At 41.7% G+C, this 20,141-nt stretch carries 20 protein-coding genes and 1 CRISPR repeat array; of the genes, 11 read left to right on the top strand and 9 right to left on the bottom strand.

The features are described 5' to 3' along the window. The first annotated feature begins 96 nt into the window (after positions 1 to 96). From V7K53_RS27205 to V7K53_RS27195, 3 genes are all read left to right on the top strand, one after another. Entirely contained in the window at positions 97 to 408 is a 312-nt protein-coding gene (locus V7K53_RS27205) for a hypothetical protein (protein ID WP_335200610.1), read from the top strand. Positions 409 to 498: 90 nt separating this feature from the next. Next, positions 499 to 726, top strand: a complete 228-nt coding sequence (locus tag V7K53_RS27200) for a hypothetical protein (RefSeq protein WP_335200609.1) — start codon at positions 499 to 501, stop codon at positions 724 to 726. Next, positions 723 to 1,007, top strand: a complete 285-nt coding sequence (locus V7K53_RS27195) for a type II toxin-antitoxin system RelE/ParE family toxin (RefSeq protein WP_335200608.1) — start codon at positions 723 to 725, stop codon at positions 1,005 to 1,007. The genes V7K53_RS27200 and V7K53_RS27195 overlap by 4 nt, the downstream gene beginning before the upstream one ends. Positions 1,008 to 1,063: 56 nt before the next feature. On the opposite strand, the gene V7K53_RS27190 is transcribed toward V7K53_RS27195, so the two are convergent. The 4 genes from V7K53_RS27190 to V7K53_RS27175 all read right to left on the bottom strand — a co-directional run bounded on the left by V7K53_RS27190 (position 1,064) and on the right by V7K53_RS27175 (position 7,395). Beyond that, a complete protein-coding gene (locus tag V7K53_RS27190) occupies positions 1,064 to 1,891 on the bottom strand; it encodes an SDR family oxidoreductase (RefSeq protein ID WP_335200607.1) in 828 nt (275 codons plus the stop codon). Continuing rightward, entirely contained in the window at positions 1,884 to 5,159 is a 3,276-nt protein-coding gene (locus V7K53_RS27185) for an aminotransferase class I/II-fold pyridoxal phosphate-dependent enzyme (protein ID WP_335200606.1), read from the bottom strand. Before V7K53_RS27185 ends, V7K53_RS27190 begins: the two co-directional genes overlap by 8 nt. A gap of 372 nt (positions 5,160 to 5,531) precedes the next feature. Next, entirely contained in the window at positions 5,532 to 6,869 is a 1,338-nt protein-coding gene (locus tag V7K53_RS27180; protein WP_335200605.1) for a TRAP transporter large permease, read from the bottom strand. Further along, a complete protein-coding gene (locus V7K53_RS27175; RefSeq protein WP_335200604.1) occupies positions 6,853 to 7,395 on the bottom strand; it encodes a TRAP transporter small permease subunit in 543 nt (180 codons plus the stop codon). The genes V7K53_RS27180 and V7K53_RS27175 overlap by 17 nt, the downstream gene beginning before the upstream one ends. 238 nt (positions 7,396 to 7,633) lie before the next feature. Between V7K53_RS27175 and V7K53_RS27170 the strand changes: the two genes are divergently transcribed. Further along, entirely contained in the window at positions 7,634 to 9,163 is a 1,530-nt protein-coding gene (locus tag V7K53_RS27170) for a YifB family Mg chelatase-like AAA ATPase (protein WP_335200603.1), read from the top strand. A gap of 16 nt (positions 9,164 to 9,179) precedes the next feature. On the opposite strand, the gene V7K53_RS27165 is transcribed toward V7K53_RS27170, so the two are convergent. Next, positions 9,180 to 9,821, bottom strand: a complete 642-nt coding sequence (locus V7K53_RS27165; RefSeq protein WP_335200602.1) for a type I restriction endonuclease — start codon at positions 9,819 to 9,821, stop codon at positions 9,180 to 9,182. Between the two features lie 210 nt (positions 9,822 to 10,031). On the opposite strand from V7K53_RS27165, the gene V7K53_RS27160 reads away from it, so the two are divergent. From V7K53_RS27160 to V7K53_RS27145, 4 genes are all read left to right on the top strand, one after another. Further along, positions 10,032 to 11,048, top strand: a complete 1,017-nt coding sequence (locus V7K53_RS27160) for a YihY/virulence factor BrkB family protein (RefSeq protein WP_335200601.1) — start codon at positions 10,032 to 10,034, stop codon at positions 11,046 to 11,048. A gap of 186 nt (positions 11,049 to 11,234) precedes the next feature. After that, positions 11,235 to 11,786 carry a DUF421 domain-containing protein gene (locus V7K53_RS27155; protein WP_292737422.1) on the top strand — a complete coding sequence of 184 codons (552 nt, stop codon included), beginning with the start codon at positions 11,235 to 11,237 and terminating at the stop codon, positions 11,784 to 11,786. A gap of 51 nt (positions 11,787 to 11,837) precedes the next feature. Next, entirely contained in the window at positions 11,838 to 13,133 is a 1,296-nt protein-coding gene (gene purB / locus V7K53_RS27150; protein ID WP_335200600.1) for an adenylosuccinate lyase, read from the top strand. Positions 13,134 to 13,332: 199 nt separating this feature from the next. After that, positions 13,333 to 13,872, top strand: coding sequence for a DUF4126 domain-containing protein (locus V7K53_RS27145; RefSeq protein WP_335000279.1), 540 nt, complete (start codon positions 13,333 to 13,335; stop codon positions 13,870 to 13,872). 94 nt (positions 13,873 to 13,966) lie between these two features. Here V7K53_RS27145 and hemH read toward each other — a convergent pair whose 3' ends face one another. Continuing rightward, a complete protein-coding gene (gene hemH, locus V7K53_RS27140) occupies positions 13,967 to 15,133 on the bottom strand; it encodes a ferrochelatase (RefSeq protein WP_335200599.1) in 1,167 nt (388 codons plus the stop codon). A gap of 93 nt (positions 15,134 to 15,226) precedes the next feature. Here hemH and V7K53_RS27135 point away from each other — a divergent pair, with 93 nt between their 5' ends. From V7K53_RS27135 to V7K53_RS27125, 3 genes are all read left to right on the top strand, one after another. After that, positions 15,227 to 15,850, top strand: a complete 624-nt coding sequence (locus V7K53_RS27135; protein WP_335200598.1) for a class I SAM-dependent methyltransferase — start codon at positions 15,227 to 15,229, stop codon at positions 15,848 to 15,850. A 95-nt stretch (positions 15,851 to 15,945) separates the two neighbouring features. After that, positions 15,946 to 16,467 (top strand): hypothetical protein, encoded by a 522-nt coding sequence (locus V7K53_RS27130; RefSeq protein ID WP_335200597.1) that lies wholly within the window; start codon positions 15,946 to 15,948, stop codon positions 16,465 to 16,467. Positions 16,468 to 16,549: 82 nt separating this feature from the next. Continuing rightward, a CRISPR array of direct repeats spans positions 16,550 to 17,027; the repeat unit is 37 nt; unit sequence GTTTCAATCCCTAATAGGGATTTTGATTAATTGCAAT. A 307-nt stretch (positions 17,028 to 17,334) separates the two neighbouring features. Continuing rightward, positions 17,335 to 18,165: a dienelactone hydrolase family protein gene (locus tag V7K53_RS27125; protein WP_335200615.1), complete on the top strand. Its 831-nt coding sequence runs from the start codon at positions 17,335 to 17,337 to the stop codon at positions 18,163 to 18,165. A 12-nt stretch (positions 18,166 to 18,177) separates the two neighbouring features. On the opposite strand, the gene V7K53_RS27120 is transcribed toward V7K53_RS27125, so the two are convergent. The 3 genes from V7K53_RS27120 to V7K53_RS27110 all read right to left on the bottom strand — a co-directional run bounded on the left by V7K53_RS27120 (position 18,178) and on the right by V7K53_RS27110 (position 20,025). After that, entirely contained in the window at positions 18,178 to 19,119 is a 942-nt protein-coding gene (locus V7K53_RS27120) for an extracellular catalytic domain type 1 short-chain-length polyhydroxyalkanoate depolymerase (protein WP_335200596.1), read from the bottom strand. A gap of 113 nt (positions 19,120 to 19,232) precedes the next feature. After that, the gene (locus V7K53_RS27115; protein WP_094350423.1) at positions 19,233 to 19,475 is read right to left on the bottom strand and encodes a hypothetical protein; all 243 of its coding nucleotides are present in this window, start codon (positions 19,473 to 19,475) and stop codon (positions 19,233 to 19,235) included. Positions 19,476 to 19,752: 277 nt separating this feature from the next. Then, positions 19,753 to 20,025, bottom strand: a complete 273-nt coding sequence (locus V7K53_RS27110; protein ID WP_335200595.1) for a hypothetical protein — start codon at positions 20,023 to 20,025, stop codon at positions 19,753 to 19,755. Positions 20,026 to 20,141 lie beyond the last annotated feature (116 nt).

The following is a 20,141-nucleotide window of genomic DNA, read 5'->3' as shown; positions in this document are numbered from 1 at the left end:
GCGATTTCAATCTCAAAAGGACGGCTCATGAGTATTCAAATTTATCAAGTTTGCTTCCCTCTATTATATGCAGCTTCATATTAAATTGGTATTAGTTTGGCAGAGGTTTATGACGATGACGGAGAAGAATTTGAAAGTATCCCTGGGCTTGAAAATATCAATCTATGGCTTCAAGAAAATGGTAAAGGTGTACTCGATAATTTAAATGAGCATGTAAGCAGTGGTGGAAAGGCAATGCAAGCTCGTGTGTATGGCGGAGCTTTCAACTTCCTAAAAGTAGATGAGTTCATAGAAGTTGTGAAAGCACAGTCATGGCGAGAGCTAGAGAATGTTCAATTGCTAATTCAGGATGAACAGGAAGAACGTTTCACGATATACACACTGTCTGCCAGATCGTTAGAAACGTAGGTTGGGTTAAGCGAAGTGCAACCCAACACGCTATAATTCACTTAACTTTGTAATCTGTTTTAACCTTAGAGTTGATAGTCTAATTCCATCATGATAACCCTCGAACAAGTGCTGGAAGATGCTTTGCAACTTTCCTCTGAACAGCAAGAAATGCTGATCAAAATCCTACAAAACCGCCACCACGAAAATCGTCGTGCAGAAATAGCTAAGGATGCTCAACAAACCCTAGCTGATTTCCATACAGGTAAATTTCGGCATCAGTCAGCTCAAAATGTCGTTGCAGCATTACGCCAGTCTTTAAATGAACCAGAGAAATGAGACTGCTGGTTTTAACCCCAAAATTCCAACGAGCATTCCGTAAGTTTGTGAAGCGAAATGCTGAACTTCAGGAACGCATTGAAGACACTCTTCAACAAATGGAAGCCGACGTATTTGCCCCAGCCTTAGGCACGCACAAACTGAGCGGCAAACTTGATGGTCTTCAGTCCTGCTCTTGCGGCTATGATTGTCGTGTTGTCTTCTCCATTGAACAGGATGCACAAACGAATAGCGAAGTCATTGTTTTGCTCGACATCGGGACACATGATGAAGTTTATTAACTGTGATTAACGTTTAGTGAACAATTGGGCAAAATGATGCAGTTAGCGATCAATTTTTAAACATTATTATCGCGTTTCTTGATATTGTGCGATCGCCACACAACACGGTCAAAATACCATTGCAGTATGGGCACAAAAAGGCTATGAAACCGCAACAGTAAAGACATTTCTATTCCTGGTGTAATTACAAACACTTTTCGTTTCACTCCCAGTAAGCTATCAAAGGCGACTTTCTCGGCTGTCAAGATTTGGGCGGATTGGGTAATCAGTTTTGTTTCCATTGGCTTAGTTTTATTTTCGGCTGCCAATTGAGGCGTATCTGTATCTGGTGGGTAAACAATGGAAATGTGGATACCTACGGTTTTGAGTTCTGCCCGCAGTGACTCAGCTAATCCTCGCACAGCAAATTTACTGGGACTATAGGGCGTATAACCGTATAAACCAATTAATCCGGCTCCCGAAGAAATGACGACAATATGACCTTTTCCCTGCTGTATCATGCTGGGTAAGACAGCCTTAATACAATAAAGAGTCCCAAAGTAATTGATCGCCATTGTTTGTTCAAAAATTGCCATAGGTAGTTCGGCAAAATACCCTGGATGGGCAATCCCCGCAGAGGTAATCAATAAGTCCGGTACACCTAGCTGAATAATGGCAGATGCGATCGCATTTTCCACTTGTTCGCGTTCGGATACATCTGCGGAAATAACTAATATTTGCTGATTGGGATCGGTTTTAAAGGTTTCGAGTTCTGCTTTGGTAGAGTCGAGCTGAGTCTGAGTGCGAGCAATGATAGAGATACTACTACCAGATTGCACCAGAAGTTTAGCGATCGCTTTCCCAATACCACTGGAACCACCAGTAATAATTGCATGTTTATACATCTTCTATGCTATTAGGTACTTGGGTAAATGCGATCGCCAAGGCTGCGATCGTGGTGTTAATTTGTTCTTCTGTGTGAAGACAACTGATAAAAAATCGCAGACGTGCGGCATGATTGGCAACGGCTGGATAAATGATTGGTTGAACGTTAATACCTGCTTGGAAAAGAAGATGAGAAAGCTGAATACAGGTTAAAGAATTCCCCACCACAATGGGAATAATCGGAGAATTTTGGCTTGTGGCTGTATTCCAACCCTTAGCTCTAGCCAGTTTTAAAAAGTATTGCGATCGCTGCTGTAAAATTTTAACTCGTGTGGGTTGAACTTTAAGTAAACGCAAGGCTGTTAAGGCGGCGGCGGTATTGGCGGGGGATAATCCCACACTGTAAACAAAACCAGGGGCAGTATATTTTAAATAATTCACCAAGGCTTTAGACCCGGCAATATATCCCCCACAACTCGCAAAAGCTTTACTGAGAGTTCCCATCCATAGATCAACATCCGCTGGTTGCACACCAAAAAACTCACCAATACCCCGTCCTTGCTGACCCAGTACGCCAATAGAATGGGCTTCGTCTACCATGAGTAAAGCTTTGTGGCGTTGCTTCAGTTCAATAAACCGGGGCAAGTCCGGGATATCCCCATCCATGCTGTAAATGCCTTCAATGACAATCAGAACTCGCCGATAGTGTTGACGTTGGTCTTGCAACATCTCATCTAGAGCTTGACAATCATTGTGGGGAAAAGGCACAGTCTTGGCACCGGACAAAGCACAGCCTTGCAAAATACTATTGTGACTCAGGGCATCATAAAAGATTAAATCCTGGGAATTAAACAGGTGTCCAATGGTAGTAACGTTGGTTGCATGACCGCTAACGTAAACAATGCAGTCTTCTACGCCAAGAAACTCTGTAATTTCTTGTTCTAGTTCTTGATGTAGAAGACGTTCGCCTGATGCTAAACGGCTAGCACCAACCGATGTACCATAGCGATCGATCGCATCTTTAGCTGCTGCGGAAACTGTCGGATCTCCTGACAAGCCCAAATAGTTGTAAGTGGAATAATTAATCAGTGTACGTCCCTGAACTTGAGTGCAATCCCTAGTTAGGGATTCCTGCATCTGAAAATAAGGATTGGGGATTTCCAGAGTTTGAATCTGGGTTAATCGTTGTTGGAGTTGTGCATATTCTGGAAAGCACTCAAATTGATAATGTTCAGGTGGAATTTGAGTTAAAGGCTGGTCATTATGGTGAGCTAGTTCTTGAGTGAGATATTGGGCTAAAGTGGCGATCGCTCCAAATGTTTGCAGTGTAGAAATGTTGAGTAAATAACCTGACCAAGCCTCCAAGTCTTGAATAAATTTTGCTACTTGAATAGAATCCAAACCATAGGTTTCAAAAGATTCCTTTGGGTAAATGGATTGTATGGGAATATTCAATTTTGCAGCTAGCCACTGGGATATCCAATTTTGAATTGACTCCACACTATACGGCTGGGCATACTTGTTGAGGTGAAGAGGAATATCTGTCAATTCTGAGTTTATTGATGACAAATTACCCGCCAAGAAATTCTCCCGACAGATAAGGCGCTGAATCTTACCACTGGATGTTTTGGGGAGAGTTCCCGGTTTGAGCAGCAAAATTCGATAAACTTGTAGATCGTGTTCCCTTAAGACTTCTTTCCTAATGGCTTTCACAACCTCGTCAACATTGAGATTCCGCAGATAAGTTCGCTTCACTTCAGAAACAACAATCAGGCAATCGCTTCCATCCATTTCCACAGTAAAGGCGGCACTACTGTGAAAGGCTAACCCTGGATGACTAATTTCCACTGTTTGTTCAATGTCTTGAGGATAATGATTTCGTCCTCGAATTACCAACAAATCCTTGAGACGACCCGTAATAAATAACCCAGCTTCATCTTCCCAAAAACCTAAATCTCCGGTTCGCAAAAACGGCCCTTCTCCCGTATCAGCCAGATAAGCACCAAATGTTTTCTGAGTTTCCTCAGATCGATTCCAATATCCTTGTGTGACACTCTCACCAGCAACCCAGATTTCTCCCACTTGTCCTGCTTCGCATTTAGTTAATGAAACTGGATTGGCGATCGCTACAATTTGATTTAACCAAGGATGACCGCAACTAACTAATTTCCGATAAAGGCGATCGCTATCGCAGCTAACTACTTGGTTTTGCTCTAAAGCCTTGGCATCGCAAACCTTGATGGTCGGTACTTCTGCTTTCTTCACTCCAGTTACTAGCAGGGTTGTCTCTGCCATTCCATAGCAGGTTTGAAAGGTTCTAGGGCGAAATCCGTAGGGCGAAAACAGCTTGTTAAAAGACTCTATAGTTTCTGCTTGAATGGGTTCGCCACCATTGAGGGCAATTTCCCAACTGCTGAGATCGAGGTTCTCTAATTGTTCTGGCTTAAGGTTTTGGGTGCAGAGTTCATAAGCAAAGCTAGGTCCTCCACTAACCGTTACTTTGTAATTTGAAATTCCCTTTAACCAACGAATCGGGTTTTGCAGAAATGCCATTGGTGGCATGAAGATTACAGGAAATCCCGCAGATAGAGGTTGGAGTATCCCTCCGACTAATCCCATATCATGGTAAGGCGGCAACCAAGATAAACCAAGACTTTCACTCGTTTCTTCAAAACATTCTCGGATGACAGTACAGTTGTGGATCAAATTGCCGTGGGAAACCTTTACCCCTTTGGGTGTGCCTGTTGATCCAGAGGTGTACTGTAATAATGCCAGGGTATTGTGTTCCACTACTAGAGGGGTGAAGTCATCAGGTGTTGTTGCTACGCTATCAGTGAAAACCCAATGTAATTGTGTGAATGCGGGTTCTTCCACTCCATTTTGCTCAATAAGTTGGGAGATATCTGCGGTAGTTAATAACAAGGTAGCGTCAGCATCTCGAACGATCGCCTGCAATCGAGATAGTTTTTGATTGCGTTTGGGTGGATAGGCAGGAACGCCAATAATGCCTGCATAGAGACAGGCGAAGAAGCCTGTGATAAAGTCTAATCCTGGTGGGTAAAGTAGCAAAGCTCTATCTCCTGGTGAAGAGAACGATTGGAGATGAGCCGCGATCGCCTTTACTTTATTTTCCAATTCCTGGTAGGTTAGACGGTTAGTTTCTATTTCACCATCTTGAAGAAATATGTAAGCTGGTTGATGCGGCTGGTTTTTCACCCTTTGGCAGAGCAAATCTATCAGTGTTCTTTCCTGTCCAAATAAATTAGATTTAGTTTGAAATCCGATCATTATGATAATCAATTTAACAACTAGATGTAAACAAAAAATCAACTATTACACTAATACCATTTCTGTATGAAGCTGCGCTAAATTATCAACAACAGTAAATTTGGTTTAAGAGTGATGGTCTTAAGATTACAAGTTGAAATAAAAAAGAGTCAAGAAGAATTAGAAAAAGCGGTTAAATACGTTTATGAAGAAACCAGCAAAAAGCGATAACCAATGCTCTACTCACTAAAACTTGGTCAGATGATGCTGAGAGTGATGAAAGCTGTTTACGAACGCGCTCGCTTCCGTTATGGATGGAAGAAACAAATCAAATCCTCTTTGGTTGTTGATCGTAGTCGAAACACTGCCTCCTGTCTTGTTTCTAGGAGAGCGCTAGTTTCCCAAAGAAGGTAAGAAACTGACAATTCCGGGGAAAAGAATAATTAACACCACCACCAATAGTTGCAACAAAATAAACGGTATTACACCGCGATAGATATCTTTTGTCGTAACTTCTGGTGGGGCGACACCCCGCAGGTAAAACAGTGCAAAGCCAAAGGGAGGGGTGAGGAAAGATGTTTGCAAATTTGCTCCCAAAACTACACCATACCAAATCAAGTCAATACCTAAGTTTTGGGCAACTGGTACAAACAACGGCACGACAATAAAGGCAATCTCGAAAAAATCAATGAAAAAGCCGAGGATAAATACCACCGCCATACTGACAACCAAAAAGCCAGTTTTACCACCTGGGAGATTGGCGAGAACATCAAACATGAAGCGATCGCCATTTAACCCTCGAAAGACTAAACTAAAAGCTGTGGAGCCAAATAGGATAAAAACTACCATGCTGGTGATTCGCAAAGTAGCATCACAAACTTGACGCAGAGATTCTAAGGTAAGTTTACGATTTGCAGCTGCCAGTGCGATCGCACCACCACAACCCACTGCACCCGCTTCTGTCGGCGTAGCAATGCCAAAAAATATACTCCCCAGCACCAACAAAATTAGTATCAAAGGCGGTATCATCACCTGAACTACCCGCCTTCCCAAAGCTTTACCACCAATTTCTCTCACCTCAGCAGGTAAAGCTGGTGCTAAATCTGGCTTCAAAAATGCCACAATCAGCACGTGTAGGGCAAATGCACCAGCCATCATCAAACCGGGAATCACCGAACCGATGAACAAATCGCCTACCGATACACCCAATTGGTCGCCCAGCACTACCAACACCACACTCGGCGGGATAATTTGCCCCAAGGTTCCTGATGCAGCTATCACACCAGTAGCTAATTCTTTGCTGTAACCATAGCGGAGCATAATTGGCAGAGAAATCAAACCCATCGCCACCACAGTCGCCGCCACTACCCCAGTAGTTGCTGCTAACAGCGCCCCCACCAAAATCACAGCTAAAGCCAGTCCGCCACGCAAGCGTCCCAACAAAATTCCCATCGTTTCTAAGAGTCTTTCCGCTATCCCCGATTTCTCCAGCATTGCCCCCATGAAGATGAAGTAAGGGATAGCTAATAACGTATAGTTTGCCATGATGCCAAAAATCCGTTGTGGCATGGCAGTCAGAAACACTGGGTCAAATACACCTAAGCTAATTCCCAATATTCCAAATAAAATTGCCACACCACCCAAAGAAAAAGCCACCGGATACCCCAGCGACAGCAGCACCAAAGCACCAGCAAACATCACTGGCCCCAACCATTCATAAGCCAGTGTCATGATTTTCCTCCTTGCTTTGAAGAATTACCAAGTTTTTGATCGCCTGAGAAATTCCCTGGAAAATCAGCAGCACAAAGCCGACAATAATCATCGCTTTAATAGGGTAACGAGGCAATCCTCCAGGATCGGATGAGGCTTCCTTAATTAGCCATGAAGCCACAACCGCATCCCAAGAAAAAGCGATCGTAATGATACAGAATGGAATGAGGAAAAATATAGTCCCTACTAAGTCTGCAAGTGCTTTTCGTCGAGGCGGCCAATTACTGTAAAAAATATCAACCCGCACGTGTTCGTTGTGCTTGAGGGTGTAAGCTGCTCCCAATAAGAAAACTAAATCAAAAATATACCATTGAGATTCTATGTAGGCGTTGGAGGTGAAGTTGTTACCGCTAATTCTTCCAAGATATCGCCCGATAACATTCCATACGCCAAGTACAATCATTACTAGTACCAGCCAACTGGTAAATCGACCAATGCGTTCAGTGCAATTATCAATAATATTTGATATTTTTAATAATTTTTCCAATAGTTATTTTACCTCTCGAATTGCTGTAAAGACTTCTCTGTAGTTTTAAGGGTTTGTAGTAAGCACTTTATTGCTTAGAGAATAAGGACTAAAGTCCTTACTACGAACTTGCTTACCCATCAATTTCAAATTGACAGATTACTAGCCTTAATTCCAAAAAATCGTCTATGTGGTTTTACTAATGCCAATTTACCAACTCATCTGCTAGAGATTTTAAAGGTTTACCGTTATATAAGCAATGCTTGCTAGAGTCTGGAGTGCATCAATTGTGGGCATCGATGCCGTCAAAGTAGGCGTGGAAGTCGATGTGTCAGGGGGATTACCGGGAATTGTTGTCTTGGGACTGCCAGATTCAGCGATTCAAGAATCAAGAGAAAGAGTCAAAGCAACTCTGAAAAATACTGGCTTTGCCTTTCCGATGCGAAAGATAGTAATTAATTTAACTCCGGCAGATTTACGCAAAGAAGGCCCCTGTTTCGATTTGCCTATTAGTGTGGGAATTTTGGCGGCTTCTGAGCAAGTTAGCGCTGATTTGTTAGGGGATTATCTATTTTTGGGCGAAGTCTCTTTGGATGGCAGTTTACGTCCGGTAGCTGGTGTCTTACCGATCGCAGCAGCAGCCCAAAAGATGGGAATTGCAGGTTTAGTTCTTCCTGTTGATAATGCCCAAGAAGCGGCAGTGGTTGAAGATTTGGCTGTTTATGGCTGCAAGCATTTGTCTGAGGTGGTGGATTTTTTAAATAATCCAGGGCGTTACAAACCTGTGCAGATAGATAGTACAACACAGACAACAATAGTGTCCTACCCTGGCGCAGATTTGCATGATGTGAAAGGACAAGCTCATGGGCGTCGTGCTTTAGAAATTGCTGCGGCTGGTGGGCATAATCTCATTTTTGTTGGGCCGCCTGGTAGTGGGAAAACCATGCTAGCAAGGCGCTTACCAGGAATTTTACCGCCGTTGAGTTTTGCCGAATCTTTAGAAGTGACTCGTATTCATTCGGTAGCTGGTTTATTGAAAAATCGTGGTTCATTGGTACGCGATCGCCCTTTTCGCAGTCCCCACCACTCAGCATCCGGGCCTTCTCTAGTTGGCGGTGGTAGCTTCCCTCGTCCTGGAGAAATATCATTATCTCACAGAGGTGTGCTATTTCTTGATGAACTTACGGAATTTAAACGAGATGTTTTAGAATTTTTGCGTCAACCTCTAGAAGATGGCTACGTCACAATTTCCCGCACCAAATTATCGGTAATGTTTCCCGCGCAGTTTACTTTGGTGGCGAGTACCAATCCCTGTCCTTGCGGCTACTATGGCGATACCATCCAACAATGTACTTGCTCTCCCCGTCAACGCGAGCAATATTGGGCAAAACTTTCTGGGCCGTTGATGGATCGAATTGATTTACAAGTTGCAGTGAATCGCTTGAAACCAGAAGAAATTACCCAACAACCGACGGGAGAAACATCAATATCAGTACGCGAACGAGTGCAACAAGCAAGCGATCGCGCAATTACCCGTTTCCAAGGAGAAGCAAATCTGCGTTGCAATGCTCATTTGCAAAGTCGCCATCTTCAAAGATGGTGCAAGTTAGATGATGCTAGCCGCAATTTATTAGAAGCAGCAATTAGAAAATTAGGCTTATCGGCAAGAGCAAGCGATCGCATTCTCAAAGTAGCACGGACTATTGCAGATTTAGCAGGAGAAGATGAGCTAAAAACTAATCATGTAGCGGAAGCAATTCAGTATCGCACAATCGATAGAATGCAATAAAAGGGAAAAGGTAACGCTAAGACGTAGGAGAAATTAACTCACCAATACGCTTGAGAATTTGCAAAACTGCGTACAGTTCTCTCGCGGATGCAAATGGAGCAAAAACTCTTGACAAATCGTACTGTGGTGTATTTGTTTGCGTCACTTTGACAAATAAAATATCGTCTCCATTCGTCACCATCCCAAACACAGGTTTACTGGAATTGGGGTTAGCCATCATATAAGCTAGGGCTTGCGGTACAGCAGACCAAACTGAGAGTGTGGTTTTTTTCGACTCCAACACCATCACCCATAACTGATCTTGTAAAACTAAAACATCAATTCGTCCACGCAGTATCTCCTCGTCATCATTCACCATGAGTTCCACAGATGATTCAGCCTTAATTCTGAAAGGAGGATCGTAAAATCCAGAGAGGGCAAGTATTGGTGACACCAACAACAAGATGACTGTCCCTTCTAGTAAATCACCTCCGGCACGGTGATAAAGATACCTCCGCCGCACGACATCCACAGAAGCTTTTTCCGCTTCCGTAATTTCAGACAATCCTTCATACCACTCTGGGAAAAATTGCTCGTTTTCAACACGAACAAAACCAAATCGATTTTCTGCATCTTCAAGAGTGGTAATCGCTTCTGTAATTGCTGCGGTCTGTGTCATTGCTTCTAGGTAAAAATTGCTTTGCTATATCAACATCAGCGCATTTTTATTATCGCCAATTGGCGCGGTCGCATTGTCATGTCACTACAAAATTCTAAATTCCTCCCCAAGAACGTTTTACAAATACCCTTGGGAGGATGTCACAACTCAGTAAATCAGTATCCAATATATCAGGGACTAAGCAACATTCCCTAGAAGGAGACTGATTGGATGAATTTGCAAGAAATTTGGAAGTTATTACAAGAGACATTCAAAGAATGGAGTGACGATAAAGCCTCGCGGTTAGCGGCGGCGTTAGCTTATTACACGATTTTTTCCATTGCACCATTGCTAATTATTGTAATTGCGATCGCAGGAGCAGTATTTGGAGAGGAAGCGGCAAGAGGTCAAATTGTCGGACAAATTCAAGGTTTAGTTGGGGTAGATGGCGCAAAGTTTCTCGAAACAGCCATCCAAAATGCTAACCAACCAAAGACAGGAGCGATCGCTTCGATTATTAGTGTCCTAGTTCTACTAGTGGGTGCTACAGGCTTATTTACTGAGTTGCAAGATGCCATGAACACGATTTGGGAAGTGAAACCCAAACCTGGACGTGGCATAAATAACATGATTCGCCTCCGCGTTTTGTCCTTTGCAATGGTGATCGGAATTGGCTTTTTACTTTTAGTTTCTCTAGTAATTAGTACGATATTAGCAACCTTAGTAACATACTTTAGTAACTTATTGCCAGGTTTCGATTTTATCTGGCAGATTGCCAATTTAATCATCTCTTTTGCAATCACGACAGTACTGTTTGGACTAATATTTAAAGTTCTACCAGATGTCAAAATTGCATGGAGTGATGTTTTAGTTGGAGCTGCTCTCACCTCAGTTTTGTTCTCGATTGGAAAATTTTTATTAGGACAATATTTAGGTAATGGCAGTTTTGGATCGACCTATGGTGCTGCTGGTTCACTGGTGGTGATTTTAGCTTGGGTTAACTACGCCGCACAAATTCTTTTCTTCGGTGCAGAATTTACTCAAGTTTATTCCCGAAGGCATGGCAGCGGCATAGTTCCAACTAAAAATGCTGTACACATATCTGATAACACAAACTATAATGGCAAGGCTCCAAGAGAACAAACATCGAGTCAGAAAAAGCCATCTTCTCGCTTTATTAATCGCTTCTTTCAGTATTTTAGGAAGCCTAAACGCTTAAAGCAGAGAAGAAAAAATCAGCGTTTTTAATTCTTAATTACTGAAGATTTATAAATATAAATCTAATAGATATTTAAGTATCTAATATCCAGTCAAGCGAACTCGTTTTTCTTGCTACAGTTGATGCGTAGAGTATTCAGCAATTCTGAATTCTGACTCTTTTTTATACTGGATTTTTTCCAGAAGTCTATTGAACAAGGAAGAAAATCAGTGCTAATGGAAAAATGGTTTTTTATCAATTGGCAAGCAATTTTTATTCCTAGCATCAGCATCTTTGAGTTGATTATCCGCGGATCGCTAGTCTACTTAGCGTTGTTCTCAGTGCTAAGACTACTTCCTAGCCGACAATTAGGAACATTAGGAATTACTGATTTACTTGTAGTTGTGCTATTTGCGGAAGCTGCTCAAAATGCTATGGCAAGTAATTACACATCAATTACTGAAGGGGCTATCCTGGTAGGAACAGTGATTTTTTGGAGTTACTTGCTGAACTGGTTGGGTTACAAACTTCCCCAGTTCCAACGTTTCCTGAATCCGCCACCGTTGCTCCTAGTAAAAAACGGTCGGATGATTGAACGCCATCTGCAACGAGAGTTAATTACAGATGATGAATTGATGAGCAAGTTACGTCAGCAAGGTGTAGAATTTTTAGCTGATGTGAAGTTCGCGTATATAGAGGCTGACGGCAGGATTAGTATTATCATGTCGGATTCAAAAACTAGTATCGTCCCTGAGCAAAAAGTAGCGTTAAAAAGCGATCTACATTAATTAGACATTAATTAGACTGTAAAATATGACGGTTGTATTCTGTGCCGAACTGTGATTGAGCGTTATACTTTGCCCGAAATGGCTAATCTGTGGAGTGAAGCCTATAAACTAAAAACTTGGCTGCAAGTGGAAATTGCTGTTTGTGAGGCTCAAGCTGAACTTGGTTACATTCCATCTGAGGCGGTTGAGGAAATTAAAGCCAAGGCAGATTTCGATCCAAAGCGGGTGCTGGAAATTGAGGCTGTAGTCCGCCACGATGTCATTGCTTTCTTGACAAATGTCAATGAATATGTTGGTGATGCCGGACGCTATATTCACCTGGGTTTAACTAGTTCGGATGTTTTGGATACAGCTTTAGCAGTGCAATTAGTTGCCAGCCTGGATCTATTATTGCAACGTCTGGAAGATTTGATTGAGGCAATTCGCCAAAAAGCACGGGAACATCGTCATACAGTGATGGCTGGCCGATCGCACGGTATTCACGCTGAACCGATTACTTTCGGTTTTAAATTAGCTGGTTGGTTAGCAGAGGTGTTGCGACACCAAGAACGCCTGAGAATACTCCGCAAAACGATCGCTGTGGGTAAGATTTCCGGTGCGGTGGGAACCTATGCCAATATTGAACCGCGTGTAGAAGCGATCGCTTGTCAAAAACTCGGACTCGAACCCGATACGGCCTCAACTCAAGTTATTTCCCGCGATCGCCACGCTGACTACGTGCAACAATTAGCTTTGGTAGCCGCAACCATTGAACGTTTTGCTGTAGAAATTCGCAATCTCCAAAAAACAGACGTTTTGGAAGTTGAAGAATTCTTCGCCAAGGGTCAAAAAGGCTCCTCAGCCATGCCACACAAGCGCAACCCCATCCGTTCGGAACGACTGACGGGAATGGCACGACTCGTCAGAAGTCATGCTGGTGCAGCTTTAGAAAACGTTGCTTTATGGCATGAGCGAGACATTTCTCACAGTTCTGTAGAACGGGTAATTTTGCCAGATGCTTGTACTTTGACCCACTTTATGTTGTCAGAAATAACCGATTTGGTCAAAAACCTGTTGGTCTATCCTGAGAACATGAAACGGAATCTCAACTGTTATGGCGGCGTTGTGTTTAGCCAAAAAGTTTTACTGGCTTTGATAGACAAGGGAAGCAGCCGAGAAGAGGCTTATGCGATCGTTCAAGAAAGCGCTCACGCCGCTTGGAATCAGCCAGAAGGAAACTTCCAAGACTTGATTAGTAAAGATCCGCGTGTTACCCAAAAATTGTCTTCGGCGGAACTAGAGGTTTGTTTCGACCCCCAGCAACATCTGCGGCATTTAGAAGAAGTTTACCAACGATTAAGTATTTAGGATTAATTTGCTTGTAGTAAGCGCTTAAGCGCTTACTACAAACCTGTTACCCAAAAAATACGCAGATATTATCAAAAAATATATATAAAGATACCAACAACATTTAATACTGGAATCTATTTGATGCTGTAATTATTGCCTACACTGGGTAGTATACATAACAAATACTTACTTATTTATTAATATTACGAGTGCTTTGATGATTGAAATCCTAGCCACACTTTCTGCCTCTGCGGCAGCAGGAATGAGAATAGGCATACCTTTGCTAATTATTGGATTATTGCAGGGTAGCAACTTATGGTCGCAAGTTCCAATTTTATCTCATATTTCTCCACCAATATTATTATGTTGCCTCACCAGTTGGTCATTAATTGAATTATTAGCCTCAAAAAAGCTCTGGGGGCAAAGATTGCTCCAAGTGGTTCAGCTATTCATGTCTCCCCTTGTGGGTGCAATTATGGGGTTAGGAGTAGCTACAGCAACAGCAACCCCAAACTGGCTGATTGCCATAATTGGAGGTTTATTAGCTTTGGTACTCCAACTCGTCCAAATTGGTTGGTTCTATCGATTACGTGGCTTACCGTTGTGGGCAGTCTTTCTTCAAGATACCTTGTGCATTGCTCTAGTACTATTTGCCTTTGATGCTCCTTGGCAAGGAGGAGTAATTGCTTTAATACTGCTCTGGTTTGCAGTTCGTAGTGCGAAGCAATGGTATGACTGGTATCGGCAGAAAAGTTAGGAATGAAGATAGAAGTTAAAAGTGAAAAGTTAGCGAGAAAAATTTAAAACTCCTAACTCCCAACTCCTAACTCCTAACTTCTAACTCTTTTCATTTACTGCAAAAGCCCAATCATGTGCAAGAAGCCGTGACCGGTAATCAGCTCTACGATTAAGGCAATAAAACCCAGCATCGCAATCCGACCATTCCATACTTCAGCACTAGTTGTCAGACCCCACTCCCAACGCTCTTGAGGGTACATCTTTACCATCTTTTTCATTTGGGCAGCTTGCGAAAGCTTGAAACTGGGGTTTTTCAGCGCATCAATCACTAATTCGGCTAGTGCATTAATAAATACTGGATGGGTATTAGGAGCCGGTACGCGGCGGAAGTTGTGAATTCCTGATTCTTCGGCTACTTCTCGATACTCAATATCAATTTCTTGTAGTGTCTCAATATGCTCTGAGACAAAACTGATTGGCACCACAACCAAATCTTTCACACCTTCTGCGCCTAGTTCTTTGAGGGCATCTTCAGTATAGGGTTGCAGCCATTCTACTGGGCCGACACGACTTTGGTAAGCTAAAGTGTGGGCATTGGGTCGATTGAGAGTCTGCATAATCAACGCAGTACATTCTTCAATTTCCGCCTGGTAAGGGTCGCCTGCTTCTTCAACGTAGCTTTTCGGAACGCCGTGAGCGCTGAAAAATATATGAACATCATCCGGGTTGGGAAATTGCTCAAGCTCCTGGGCTATGAGTTGCGCCATTGCTTGAAGATAGCCTGGTTGTTTATACCAAGAAGGAATGACGGTGTAATCAATCGGTTGAAGTTTTGGATCTTCTTGCCAAAGCTTGTCTAAAAGCCGGAAGCTGGAACCACTGGTACTGATAGAAAACTGGGGATATAGTGGTAATATTACCAGGTGTTCTATTTTATCTTGGGTAATCTGTGCGATCGCCTCTTCTGTATAGGGATGCCAATAACGCATTCCCACGTAAATATTAACTTCTTGCCCCAAAAAACCTAACTGTTCTTTTAAAGCTTCCCCTTGGGCTTCTGTAATCCGCCGCAATGGGGAACCACCACCGATTTGCTTATAATTTTCTTGAGATGTTCTGGTTCGGCGCGTGGCAATAAACCAGGCTAGGGGCTTTTGCAACCAGCGAAATGGTAGGCGAATAATTTCCGGATCGGAAAATAGATTGTACAAAAACGGCCCAACATCTTCTAGCTTATCAGGGCCACCGAGATTGAGTAATAAGACGCCTACACGACCCATAGCAGTTACTTTCCCCCAATCTTTTCAGGTTTTTTACTAATGTTAACAATATATCTTTATTAAATATAAAGCTTAATAGCAAGGAAATATGCAATGGCAACAATTTTAAGAGATTGGAGTTACCGTTATCAGTGGTTATATGATGGTATCTCTCGTTTAGCAGCCTTAAGTGTAGGTGGTGAAGCCCGTTTTCGGCAACTTGCTTTGCAAGGCTTAACAATTCACTCAGATTCTCAGGTTTTAGATTTATGTTGTGGGAGTGGTCAAACAACAGAGTTTTTAGTAAAAACTTCACAAAACGTAACAGGATTGGATGCTTCACCCAAGTCTTTGCAACGGGCGCGGCTAAATGTACCGAAAGCTTCATACATAGAAGCTTTTGCCGAGGAGATGCCATTTGCAGACAATCTGTTTGATGTGGTGCATACCAGCGTTGCATTACACGAGATGCAGCCTCAGCAATTACGAAAAATTATTAATGAAGTTTATCGGGTGCTGAAGCCAGGAGGAGTATTTACGCTGGTGGATTTTCACGCTCCGACAAATCCGATATTTTGGCCTGGGATATCGGTGTTTTTGTTGTTGTTTGAGACGGAAACAGCTTGGGAATTACTGAAAACTGATTTAGCTGAGTTGTTAGCTAAGACTGGCTTTGAAGTGAGTAAGTCAACTTTATATGCAGGTGGGAGTTTGCAAGTGATACAGGCGAATAAATGAACAATACTACTTTATTAATGGCAGCTAAAAGACTCTGCTATTAATAAAGTATAGGTTGTTTTTATATAGTACTTAAGCAGGTAGGCAGAGAAAAAATGACGCAGGAACTAATAGACCTAAAAAAGAGTATTTTGGAAGGACGTTATGCAGATGCCTTAGCGATTGTAGACGAATTAGAAGGCATGAGTAAACAAGCTATTCTGCGGAATATCCAAGCTTATTTAAGGATTCTGCTGATTCATTTGATTAAGAACCAAGTAGAACAAAGATTAACTGGTTTATGGGCAAATTCTATTCGTAATTCAATCCGAGAAATTAAAAGTCTTAATATCAAAGATAAGAAAAAATCTTACTATATTAATTTAGGTGAGTGGGAGAACTTGATAGAAGAAGAAGTGATTGAAGATGCGATCGCTGATGCCAGCGATGAAGTAATGAATGGAGTATATAATCAATTCCAACTGTCTGAAATAGTGGATAGAGACCAAATTATTCAGACTGCATTGAAGTTTTTGGCGCTAACTTATTCCTATTCAGCTAAGGAGTTACCCGCAGTTTTGGCTGAAAATTTAACTCAGTTATCTGGTGGAGAAGATTGGAAAACAGGTAAGCGATAAAAAAATATTTTAATCCCTAATAGGGATTTGAGTAATTGCAATAAGCCAAAGAAGCAGGATTTTAAGACACTCTGGCGGCGGCGTTTCAATCCCTAATAGGGATTTTGATTAATTGCAATGCAGTGCCAAGAAATGCTGGGGTTGTTGAAGTTACTGTTTCAATCCCTAATAGGGATTTTGATTAATTGCAATATTTGAGAAATATGAAAAGATTGAACAAGCCAAATCATTTTGTTTCAATCCCTAATAGGGATTTTGATTAATTGCAATTAATTCATAGTTTTTGCCGCGATCGCGGCACTTAAGTTTCAATCCCTAATAGGGATTTTGATTAATTGCAATTTGTGTTGCGAATTGGGGCAGGGACTAGGGAATTTATGTTTCAATCCCTAATAGGGATTTTGATTAATTGCAATTCCTCTCCATTTGGGACACAAGCAGATGGTACAGAGTTTCAATCCCTAATAGGGATTTTGATTAATTGCAATCGCCTACTTGCCCTAAGTCTTCCAATCCCCTGCTTGTTTCAATCCCTAATAGGGATTTTGATTAATTGCAATAGCAGGAGCCTGAAAGCCAAGCTATATTTAGTTTTCAAGGTGCGGTTGCGCGATTCTAGAGCAATCATAGCATTAGAGAATTTCTTTGGGAAGAGTGTCGGGAAAGGTTGAAAGCTGAAACTCAGTTATTGTAAGCATTTCAGGGATTGCGCGGATGAATTTGGACAATAAGTGGGGTGAAACGCTTGCTGGTGTTGAGATAGAAGCACTTTTTTTAGGTTGTGAAATTTGTACACCTACCTCTCCGCGCTATTTGACCATACAGTAACCTAAATATAAGGGAACTTAGTAATTCAACGTAGAGATGATGAAAGAAATAACGCGCCGCAAATTTATTGCAACAGCGACAGTGGCGACAGGTTTTGCCCTCGCAGTACAACCCATTTCTGCCGGAGTCATCACTACTGATGCCAAGGGGTTAGTAACTGGTGCAGTGAAAATTCCTGTCAAAGATGGCGAAATTCCTGCCTATAGAGCAGCACCAGCTACTGGTGATAATTTCCCAATTGTTCTGGTAATCCAGGAAATCTTTGGTGTACACGAGCATATCCAGGATATCACTCGTCGCTTTGCTCGGTTGGGATATTTAGCGATCGCACCCGAATTATTTGTGCGTCAAGGCGATGTCTCGAAGTTAAACAATATAGACGAAATTCGTCCAATTGTCGCCAAAGTACCAGATGCCCAAGTGTTATCCGATCTTGATGCGACGGTAGAGTGGGCAAAGAAGTCAGCTAAGGGCAATGGCGAGAAATTGGGAATTACAGGCTTCTGTTGGGGCGGTCGTATTACCTGGTTATATGCAGCACATAATCCCCAGGTGAAGGCAGGTGTAGCTTGGTATGGGAAACTTGTGGGCGATGCTACCGAACTTCAGCCCAAGTATCCCGTCGATATTGCATCAAAACTGACAGTCCCGATTCTCGGACTCTATGGTGGCAAGGATACAGGTATTACTCTTGATACAGTAGAGCAGATGCGCGATCGCTTAAAGTCCAGCAGCAGCAAATCTAAAATTATTGTCTATCCCAATGCACCCCACGCATTTTTTGCCGATTATCGCCCCTCCTACCGCGAGCAAGAAGCTCAGGATGGTTGGAAACGCCTCTTGGCATGGTTTAAAGAAAATGGTGTTTAAAAAATTAGCTACTCATGAACTGTGACGCTGAAAAAAGTCCCAAATTGTTTCACTGGCGTTCAGCCCCAGCTTGGCGTTGAATTTGTTTAGGTTCTCGTCAGTTGAAGAACCACCAGGCCAGAAATGTCCACCGTTTACTACCGCTAGCTGCCAGACTTCGGAGTTGCCACTACAACCCGTGTAGATAGCGGTTTTCACTTTATCTTCAGAAAAATTCAAAGATTCATTTGATAAAGTACATCGATCGTGCGATCGCCAAAACTCTACCATGTCTGAGATCGAAACCAGCGCTCCTCGTTGAGTGTGGTCATCACCTTCATAAAGGACATCGCGATCGTTTGTACCGTTGATCGTTAACATCGATATGGGAGTTTGAGGCTGGCAACTAGGTTTGAGTCTAACTGGGAGCGAACCAGCTACTGATGCAAAGCCAGCAATTTTATCAGGTAACTTACAAGCTAGTGCTTGGGTAAGTATGCCACCTCTAGAAAAACCGGTAGCATAAACTTTATGACTATCAATATTAAGTTGCTGCTGAAGATGATTAATCAAAGCACTGACAAATAAAACATCATCTACCTTTCCTTGAGCGTTACCTCTAAGACTCCATTTTTGGTCAATTCCATCTGGATAAACTACAATAAATCCTTTTTGCTCTGCTAATTTATTGAAGTGAGTCACGTTACTGATAGACCGACCATTACCATCATCTCCATGAAACACTAAAACTAATGGTATCGGACGGTCTAGGCTATAAGATTTTGGAGTGTAAAAATAGTAAGTACGTAATTTACCTTGATCGTATAATTCTCCATAATTATCACCAATCAAGATTTTTTCTTTAGTTATATGTTTTTCGTCAGCCTGAATGGAATCACAGGCTGTTACTAAACTAATTCCTAGTATAAATATCAAAAGTTTTTTAAAAAACTGAGAATTTTGATATATATTCATGTTGATTAAATTGACTTATGTCAGCTACTTGTATTTACTTCTAAGTCTTATTCAGCAACAAAATTTTAACTAATAGAGGCTAACAACTTTAGTTGTTAGCCTCTATTTAGATATTAAACTCTGACATTTACATAACGAGCAGGAACTCTAACTTTGACCCACCTGTTACCGCGTCGTACTGTTTCCCAATGTGCAGGAATTAACTTCCGTTGATATCGGACGACAACAGGTTTACGCACAATAGCAGCTCTATGAACATTGGGTCTGACAATGATTTCTGCTGCTGATGCTTGTGACGGTAAGGAGGAAATTGCAAATGGGAGAGCAAGTAATGTACCTAATAAAATACGTTTCATATTCAAATCTCCATCAATTAATTTGCTTGAGTTTTATACAGCATTTATCAATAATTCGCGAACAGATATTCTTACTCATTAACTTTACAGTAAGTTCTGTTTGTTACACGACTTAATTGATTTGCTGTATTGCTCTCAGTTTAAAATGCTGAATAAGAAAACACAGTGTAATAAAGTCATAATGTCAGTATGACTTTATTCACATTTTAAACTTTAGACAAAAAAAAGGAGTTTAGAATTACTCCTTTAGTATTATTTTTTACTTAATTATGTATATTTACAGGATTCTGTATGCGATCATTCCAATCAATACGGCAAGACCTAGCGCTCTGCGAAAATAATTAACGCCTTGAAATAGCTCCATCCACGCCCAAGTAAACAATGCGCCATTTGCCACAAAATCTAACACTGTATTGATTTTACCACTTGTAAAAACTAGAGTGAGTAAACTAGCTACTATCCAAAGAATAAGTGGTGGATTTGGCATTTGAGCCAAAACAATTTTGCCACTGCTGTCACGGAAGGTTTTATCAACTAACGTGTTTTCCATTGTTTGAAATTGCTACTTAGGTAAAATTATTAACTTGCAAAAATTACAGAGTAATTTATTGATAATAGGCTGAGATTAAATTGCAAGTTATTTAATAAAATTAAAACATTAAACCA

The organism is Nostoc sp., from assembly GCF_036917355.1.
Taxonomy (GTDB): Bacteria; Cyanobacteriota; Cyanobacteriia; order Cyanobacteriales; family Nostocaceae; genus Nostoc.
This window is presented reverse-complemented; position numbering and strand designations above follow the sequence as displayed.

Bases quoted from the DNA above. Each gene is read 5' to 3' on its own strand.
- V7K53_RS27200 (WP_335200609.1), top strand. From the start codon at position 499: ATGATAACCCTCGAACAAGTGCTGGAAGATGCTTTGCAACTTTCCTCT.
- V7K53_RS27195 (WP_335200608.1), top strand. From the start codon at position 723: ATGAGACTGCTGGTTTTAACCCCAAAATTCCAACGAGCATTCCGTAAG.
- V7K53_RS27190 (WP_335200607.1), bottom strand. From the start codon at position 1,891: ATGTATAAACATGCAATTATTACTGGTGGTTCCAGTGGTATTGGGAAA.
- V7K53_RS27185 (WP_335200606.1), bottom strand. From the start codon at position 5,159: ATGATCGGATTTCAAACTAAATCTAATTTATTTGGACAGGAAAGAACA.
- V7K53_RS27180 (WP_335200605.1), bottom strand. From the start codon at position 6,869: ATGACACTGGCTTATGAATGGTTGGGGCCAGTGATGTTTGCTGGTGCT.
- V7K53_RS27170 (WP_335200603.1), top strand. From the start codon at position 7,634: ATGCTTGCTAGAGTCTGGAGTGCATCAATTGTGGGCATCGATGCCGTC.
- V7K53_RS27165 (WP_335200602.1), bottom strand. From the start codon at position 9,821: ATGACACAGACCGCAGCAATTACAGAAGCGATTACCACTCTTGAAGAT.
- V7K53_RS27160 (WP_335200601.1), top strand. From the start codon at position 10,032: ATGAATTTGCAAGAAATTTGGAAGTTATTACAAGAGACATTCAAAGAA.
- V7K53_RS27155 (WP_292737422.1), top strand. From the start codon at position 11,235: ATGGAAAAATGGTTTTTTATCAATTGGCAAGCAATTTTTATTCCTAGC.
- V7K53_RS27145 (WP_335000279.1), top strand. From the start codon at position 13,333: ATGATTGAAATCCTAGCCACACTTTCTGCCTCTGCGGCAGCAGGAATG.
- hemH (WP_335200599.1), bottom strand. From the start codon at position 15,133: ATGGGTCGTGTAGGCGTCTTATTACTCAATCTCGGTGGCCCTGATAAG.
- V7K53_RS27135 (WP_335200598.1), top strand. From the start codon at position 15,227: ATGGCAACAATTTTAAGAGATTGGAGTTACCGTTATCAGTGGTTATAT.
- V7K53_RS27130 (WP_335200597.1), top strand. From the start codon at position 15,946: ATGACGCAGGAACTAATAGACCTAAAAAAGAGTATTTTGGAAGGACGT.
- V7K53_RS27125 (WP_335200615.1), top strand. From the start codon at position 17,335: ATGAAAGAAATAACGCGCCGCAAATTTATTGCAACAGCGACAGTGGCG.
- V7K53_RS27120 (WP_335200596.1), bottom strand. From the start codon at position 19,119: ATGAATATATATCAAAATTCTCAGTTTTTTAAAAAACTTTTGATATTT.
- V7K53_RS27115 (WP_094350423.1), bottom strand. From the start codon at position 19,475: ATGAAACGTATTTTATTAGGTACATTACTTGCTCTCCCATTTGCAATT.
- V7K53_RS27110 (WP_335200595.1), bottom strand. From the start codon at position 20,025: ATGGAAAACACGTTAGTTGATAAAACCTTCCGTGACAGCAGTGGCAAA.